The sequence below is a fragment of the Nesterenkonia aerolata genome (genome assembly GCF_031470965.1).
Lineage (GTDB): Bacteria > Actinomycetota > Actinomycetes > Actinomycetales > Micrococcaceae > Nesterenkonia > Nesterenkonia aerolata.
In genome coordinates, this window is sequence record NZ_JAVKGR010000009.1 from 24973 (window position 1) to 31339 (window position 6367).

The 6367-nt window shown below is 69.6% G+C and carries 7 protein-coding genes; 4 read left to right on the forward strand and 3 right to left on the reverse strand.

What is annotated here, in order from left to right:
- Positions 1 to 6 precede the first annotated feature (6 nt).
- Together RIL96_RS08615 and RIL96_RS08620 are read right to left on the reverse strand one after the other, a co-directional pair.
- The gene (locus RIL96_RS08615; protein ID WP_310548613.1) at positions 7 to 2220 is read right to left on the reverse strand and encodes a helicase-associated domain-containing protein; all 2214 of its coding nucleotides are present in this window, start codon (positions 2218 to 2220) and stop codon (positions 7 to 9) included.
- A gap of 5 nt (positions 2221 to 2225) precedes the next feature.
- Entirely contained in the window at positions 2226 to 2525 is a 300-nt protein-coding gene (locus tag RIL96_RS08620; RefSeq protein ID WP_310548614.1) for a hypothetical protein, read from the reverse strand.
- Between the two features lie 111 nt (positions 2526 to 2636).
- Between RIL96_RS08620 and RIL96_RS08625 the strand changes: the two genes are divergently transcribed.
- Together RIL96_RS08625 and RIL96_RS08630 are read left to right on the forward strand one after the other, a co-directional pair.
- On the forward strand, positions 2637 to 3020 hold the full coding sequence (locus RIL96_RS08625) for a cold-shock protein (protein WP_310548615.1): 384 nt from the start codon (positions 2637 to 2639) through the stop codon (positions 3018 to 3020).
- Positions 3021 to 3037: 17 nt separating this feature from the next.
- The gene (locus tag RIL96_RS08630) at positions 3038 to 3400 is read left to right on the forward strand and encodes a DUF3027 domain-containing protein (protein ID WP_310548616.1); all 363 of its coding nucleotides are present in this window, start codon (positions 3038 to 3040) and stop codon (positions 3398 to 3400) included.
- A gap of 103 nt (positions 3401 to 3503) precedes the next feature.
- On the opposite strand, the gene serC is transcribed toward RIL96_RS08630, so the two are convergent.
- The gene (serC, locus tag RIL96_RS08635; protein WP_310548617.1) at positions 3504 to 4631 is read right to left on the reverse strand and encodes a phosphoserine transaminase; all 1128 of its coding nucleotides are present in this window, start codon (positions 4629 to 4631) and stop codon (positions 3504 to 3506) included.
- A gap of 300 nt (positions 4632 to 4931) precedes the next feature.
- On the opposite strand from serC, the gene RIL96_RS08640 reads away from it, so the two are divergent.
- Positions 4932 to 5660, forward strand: a complete 729-nt coding sequence (locus RIL96_RS08640; RefSeq protein WP_310548618.1) for an iron-dependent transcriptional repressor DtxR — start codon at positions 4932 to 4934, stop codon at positions 5658 to 5660.
- A 479-nt stretch (positions 5661 to 6139) separates the two neighbouring features.
- Positions 6140 to 6367, forward strand: a 228-nt coding sequence (locus RIL96_RS08645; RefSeq protein ID WP_374761871.1) for a hypothetical protein, incomplete at its 3' end; no start/stop codon positions are given.

Genomic DNA, 6367 nt, shown 5'->3' on the forward strand with positions numbered 1-6367 from the left:
CCTCCTTCAGGGCCCTACTGGCTGCTGGGGTGAGCCGTGGGCAGCGGCGTCCCCGGTGCTCCCCGGTGCCTCATGCTCGTCCAGGGTGACGCCGGTGATGCGATGGACCAGGACCACCGTCTCCTCCTCGCCGGTGCGCAGCCGCAGCCGCCCGGCGTTCAGCGCAGTGGGGATGCCGCGCAGAGTCCGTTCGATCCCGTGGGCATCGACCCGGCGAAGGTGCACGGTGCCGCGTTCGCGCACTGCGGTGCGCAGCAGTCCGACGACGTCGGCGCCCAGGCTGACGGTGGGATCTCCGCTGCGCGGCGGGCCTCCCGCGCGCAGCCGCTCCACCGCGTCGAGTGCCTCAGCGGGAGAGGCCGGGGTGATGCCCCGCGTCCGGACCGGCGAGTGCTGCCAGGGTGTGGCGCGCAGCGTCCAGTCCGCGGGGTCTGAGGTGTGCGGATGTGCGGTGGTTCCCCCGGCACCCCTCACCTCGGCGTCACTTATCCCGGCGCCGCTCATCCCGGCGTCGGAGGTGGACTCCCCGGGCTGCTCCTGCCGGATGCCGAAGCCCGCCTGCTGCAGCGTACGGGCCAGTTCCCGGGGGCTCGCCGGGGAGATCAGCACCTCCTCGGTGAGAGTGCGCAGCTGTAGGCCGCGCAGCGCCGGGGTGTCCAGCAGCTCAGCGCGCAGCTGCGGATCAGACTCCCGGATCCAGGAGCCCGCCGCGCCGATCTCCACACCCCGCCAGGTGCGTGCGGCGTCGTCGAGCAGGGTGCGCAGCGAGGGAGGAAGCTCGGCGCTGCTGTGCGCGGTGAGGAACTCGCGGACCTGGGCCGGGGACCATCCTGCGTCCAGGGCGCGGTGCAGGGATGCCGAGCTGATGCGGTAGGTGGGCAGCGGGCCGTGGGTCTCTCGGTCAGCGAGGATGTTCAGTCCTGCCACCAGAGCTGGGGACGGCGTGCCGGTGGGCACCACCGTCAGATCCGAGGGGATGTGGACGGTCTCGGCAGTCGGGGGAAGGGTCTGGGCCAGCTGCGCGGCCATGGCCGCTGGGTCAGGGGCATTCTCTTCTCCGGACATGAGTGCCTGCCCGAGGTCAGTGATCGTGCCGAGCGCGAAGAGCCCCAGCCGCTCGGCTTCGCGGAGGGCGGTCGGCAGCAGGTGGGTCACCCGGGCCCCGGCGAGCGGGCGTTCCCAGTGCATACGTTCTGCGAGGGCTCCGGTCAACGACGCCGCCAGTGCGGCCTCGTCAGTGCCTGCCTCCGGTGAGGGGTGCTGCACGTGCGGGGCCAAACGACTGTCAGGATCATCAAGCTGATAGAGCGTGGCTGGCCCGGCTGTTGTCAGCCCCACGGCCAGCTCCAGGAGACGACGGCGCAGCCCCGGCGCATCACCGCGGCTGCGTTCCTGGGTCAGCGCCGGAGCGATCCGTGCCCGCGGGTGCGGTCCGCGGATCAGCAGCGGTGAACGCGGTGTCAGCAGCCACCCGGAGACCAGCAGCTGGTGACGTTCCGCGCGCCCGGCGCGCCGCCACTGTGCCGCGGTCTCCGTAGGCCGCCACATGCCGGTGTCCACCTCGATGTGGATGAGCGCCGAGGCCGCAGCCAGCTCGAGCAGCCAGCCGGTCTCACCCACAGTGGCGTCCTCGGCCCGGGACTCACCGGTGCGCACCGTGCTGATCCGGCGCAGCTCGCGCATCCCGACTCCTCCGGTGCGCAGTGTGGCCGCGGGGGTCTCGCCCAGGATCTCGAGCAGATGTTCGACCTCGGCCAGCAGCTCGGCGACCGCTGAGAGCGCGGCATTGCGCACCAGGGCCGCCATCGGGACGGCAGCGGTGGCCTCCGGCGCCGGTGCTCCGGGAGTGATGCCTGCGGTGGCTGTGGCGGTCTGCAGCTCCGCCAACAGAGTCGGCAGCGAGCCGGGGACGGCATCGGTGGCGGAGTCCGATACGGGGAGGAGCAGCCCCAGCCGACGCAGCCGTTCGCGCAGTTCCTCAGCGATGCTGCGACCCGCCGCCGCGGCCTCCAGTGCGGCGAGCGTACCGACGTCGAGACGGTGGAGCGCCTGCCGCAGGCTCACCTCCGACTGCAGCCGCACCGCCAGGCCGGTGAAGTCTGCGGGCACGGGATGGAGGAGATCGGGCCGCGTGCGCAGCAGAGCGGAGAGGGCCTCATCCGGCTGCGAAGCCAGAGTGCGTGTCAGCGCCGAGATCGTCAGAGCCGGTGCGGCAGGCATTCCGGTCAGGCCGCGCGCTCGCGGGGCGCGGGCCGTGGCGTCCCGCGGCGCACTGCCCGGCGGCGCCGCGCGGAGAGGACCATGTGCAGCATCAGCAGTGCGAAGCCCGCGGGGAAACCCCACAGTGCCAAGGCGTAGAAGGTCGGGTCCGCCGTCGTGGAGAGGAAGTAGGCACCGAGGATGACCACCAGGGAGACAAAGGCCGCCGCGGTGAGGCATACCCCCAGCAGCAGCACGCCGCGGCTGAACGGTCCTCCCCGGTCAGGGGCTTCCTCAGCGGGACGGGTCACGGAGCGCTCGGACATGGCCCCGATTCTATCCCCTCGTGCCGCGGCGGTATCCTTGCAGGTGGCTGCCTCGCGCAGGTGAGACCTCAGCGATCGATTAAAGATGATTAAAGATTAAGGGAGATCAACGTGCCCACCGGGAAAGTGAAGTGGTTCGACGCCGAGAAGGGCTTCGGATTCCTGGCCTCCGACGACGGTCAGGAGGTGTTCCTGCACTCCTCCGCCCTGCCGGCGGGGGTCTCCAGCGTGAAATCCGGCACCCGCATGGAGTTCGGCATCGCCGATGGTCGGCGCGGTCAGCAGGCACTCTCGGTCCGGCTGCTGGACGAAGGCCCCTCCGTGGTGCGCGCTCGCCGTAAGTCCCCGGAGGAGATGGCCTCGGTGGTGCAGGACCTGGTGAACATGCTGGAGTCCAGCGCCGGGGAGCTGCGCCGGGGCAGATACCCGCAGTCGGCCCGCAGCCGCCAGCTCGCCGCGGTGCTGCGGCGGGTCGCTGACGACTTCGACGCCTGAGCCGGAGGATCCCAGACATGCCCAAGAAGGATGCCGTGCTCAGCGAGGCGGTGGACCAGGCCCGTGAGGCGCTGGGTGAGATCGCCTCTGCCGAGGAGGTCGGTGCACACCGCTCGGTCACCGCGGAGGAGGACCGGCTCCACACGCACCGCTTCGCCGCCCACCGTGAGGGATACCGCGGCTGGGAGTGGTTCGTGACGCTGGCCCGGGCGCCGCGCAGCCGGAAAGTCACCGTCTGCGAGATCGGCCTGCTCCCGGGCGCAGACGCGCTGCTCGCCCCGGAGTGGGTGCCGTGGGCCGAGCGGGTTTCTGAGAAGGAGAAGCAGCAGGCCGCTGAGGACGAGGCGGCGGAGCAGCAGAAGGACGCACAGCAGCAGTAGCTCTGTGCTCTGCGTGTTCTGCGGCCTGCCGCCTGGCCCAGCGCAGCTGTCAGTACTGCGCTGAGCCCGCGCCGCCTCGGAGTCTGCTCGGCGCTGGGTCGGCTCAGCGCTGGGTCTGCTCCAGCACATAGTCGAGGCAGGAGAGCAGGGCGCTGACGTCGTCGGGCTCGATCGCGGCGAAGGTGGCGATGCGCAGCTGATTGCGGCCCAGCTTGCGGTAGGGCTCGACGTCGACCACTCCATGGGCACGCAGCGTCTTCGCCACAGCGGCGGCGTCCACAGAGGCGTCGAAGTCGACGGTGACGATCACGTCTGAACGGTCCGCCGGATCCTTGACGAACGGGGCGGCCAGCTCATGAGCCTCCGCCCACCGGTACACCCGGGCGGCGGAGTCCGCGGTCCGTGCCGCAGCGAACTCCAGCCCTCCGGCACTGTTGAGCCATTCCAGCTGTGCGCGCATCATGACCAGGGTGGCCAGGGCAGGAGTGTTGTACGTCTGATCCTTCCGCGAGTTCTCGATCGCCGTGGTCAGCGAGAGGAAGTCCGGGATCCAGCGCTGTGCGGCCAACTCCTCGGCGCGGGCGAGGGCCTGCGGTGACATCAGGGCGAACCAGAGCCCGCCGTCGGAGGCGAAGTTCTTCTGCGGTGCGAAGTAATAGGCATCGGTCTGGGAGATGTCCACAGCCAGCCCCCCGGCGGCTGAGGTGCCGTCGATCAGCGTCAACGCCTCATCCTGTGCCCCGGGCACGCGGGTGACCTCGGCGGCGACTCCGGTGGAGGTCTCATTATGCGGCCAGGCATAGACGTCGACGTCGGCTTCGACGCGGGTGCGCGGGCGGGTACCGGGCTCTGCGGTGATGATGGAGGAGCCCTGAAGGTGCGGGGCGTTGTCCGTGGCCTTGGCGAACTTGGCGCCGAACTCGCCGAATGACAGGTGCTGGGCCTTGCGGCGGACGAGTCCGAAGGAGGCGACATCCCAGAACGCCGTGGATCCGCCGACACCAAGGATCACTTCATACCCGTCCGGTACGGAGAACAGTTCAGCCAGTCCGCGGCGCACATCGCCGACGAGGCCTTTGACCGGCGGCTGCCGGTGCGAGGTGCCCAGCAGCGCGGGTCCTGCCTCGACCAGTGCCTGGACCTGTGCCGGACGGACCTTCGACGGGCCGGCGCCGAAGCGCCCGTCCTGGGGGAGCAGGTGCGAGGGGATGGTGAGGGGTGCGGCGGTCATGGCGCAGGCTCCTGATCTCGAGGGATGAGCGGTGTGCCTCCGGGACTGGCCCGGGGGTCGGGAGTGCGGGGACGGCGGGACCGACTATGCTGGATGCGGTATCGCCTCGCCCTGTGTGTACGGTATCAACGCTCGATCGAGGTCCCGACCGCGCCTCGGCCGTGAGGGCCTGCAGGGTGGGCGCCGGACATGCACCGGATGTGCGCAGGACGGGGAATCGAGCGGGACCGCAGGGTGAGGATGCCACAGCCTCGCCAGGGATGCAGCAGAGACAGCACGGGCAGCACAGGAGGAGACCAGGTGACGGACCTAATTGATACGACGGAGATGTATCTGCGCACCATCCTCGACCTCGAGGAGGAAGGCATCGTACCGCTGCGGGCGCGGATCGCCGAGCGCCTGGAGCACTCCGGCCCGACCGTCTCCCAGACTGTGGCGCGGATGGAACGTGACGGACTGCTGGTGCTCACCCAGGAGCGGCACCTGGAGCTGACGGACCAGGGGCGCAGCATCGCTGTGCAGGTGATGCGCAAGCACCGGCTGGCCGAGCGGCTGCTGGCTGATGTGATCGGACTGGAATGGCCGTATCTGCACGATGAGGCCTGCCGCTGGGAGCACGTGATGAGCGAGCGAGTGGAGCTTCGTCTGGTCGAGATCCTCGATGACCCGGTGGAGTCTCCCTACGGCAACCCGATCCCCGGGCTGGAGCTGCTGGGCGTGACTCCGCATCCTGACGTGGGCAGCCGAGGGGCGGCGGTCACACTGCGCGAGGCTGCCGAGGACACGCAGATCTCGGCCCGGGCGGAGTCCTGGCGGGTCCAGCGCCTGGCGGAGTCGGTGCAGGTGGAGCCTGAAGTGCTTGAGCAGCTCTTCGAAGCGGGGCTGAGGCCGGGGGCGGCGGTGCACTTAGGTGGCGTGGAGTCGGCGTATCTGATGCTGACGGTGACCGATGAGTCCGCTGAGGTCTATGAGGTGGAGATCCCGCTGGAGGTCGCCCAGCACATCTTCGTGGTGCCGGCCCGCGACTGAGCGGTGCCGGGTCGTTGCGGATCTGCTGTGGGATGTGCTGTGGGGCTACGGTGCGCCGGTCCTCTGGTGTGGAGTCACGGGTAGGTCTCGCGAGGTGAGTTCAGGTCCAGGCTGTTGCTGTTTTGTGATCTTGCCTGCGGCGCTGGGGCGTGTGAGCGGAATGTGACGCCCTGGATTCTGGGGAATTTTGGCGCTCTCACCAGGGGTTTTGGAAAATTTTGAGCATCGGCCGTGACCTGAGCGTGACATCTTTACCATCCTGTTATATCGTCGGGGTCGTGCCTGAGGCGACTGTCCGATGCCGAGGCGCCTTCAGTCGGTGATTCCGATCCCTGCTTCCGGCTGGAGAAGTTCGCAAACTACCGCATGCAGGGGGCGGGGCAGACGCGGTCGAACGAGACCTGGCGGGCGAGCTTCCCCCGATACTCGCACCACCACACCGGCCAAGCCCCGTCACATTGGGAGAGGTTTTTATTACAGTGACTACCACTTCGACGTTCGTTTCGCGCCGTGAGATGCGCCGCCAGGCCAAGCCGGTCCTCGCCCGCGCCGTGGCCGACAACGCCGCTACGCTGGGCCGCGCCACCGCTGGTGCTGCGGCCGCCGCCGGCCTGGTGGCCGGCCTGGGTACCTCCGCCTACGCCAACGCCCCGGTCGACGACACTCAGCGTGAGTCGACCAGCGTGCAGATGGCGCAGGGCGAGCAG

Coding starts and splice junctions, on each gene's coding strand:
- RIL96_RS08630 (WP_310548616.1), top strand. CDS start 3,038: ATGCCCAAGAAGGATGCCGTGCTCAGCGAGGCGGTGGACCAGGCCCGT.
- RIL96_RS08615 (WP_310548613.1), bottom strand. CDS start 2,220: ATGCCTGCCGCACCGGCTCTGACGATCTCGGCGCTGACACGCACTCTG.
- RIL96_RS08620 (WP_310548614.1), bottom strand. CDS start 2,525: ATGTCCGAGCGCTCCGTGACCCGTCCCGCTGAGGAAGCCCCTGACCGG.
- serC (WP_310548617.1), bottom strand. CDS start 4,631: ATGACCGCCGCACCCCTCACCATCCCCTCGCACCTGCTCCCCCAGGAC.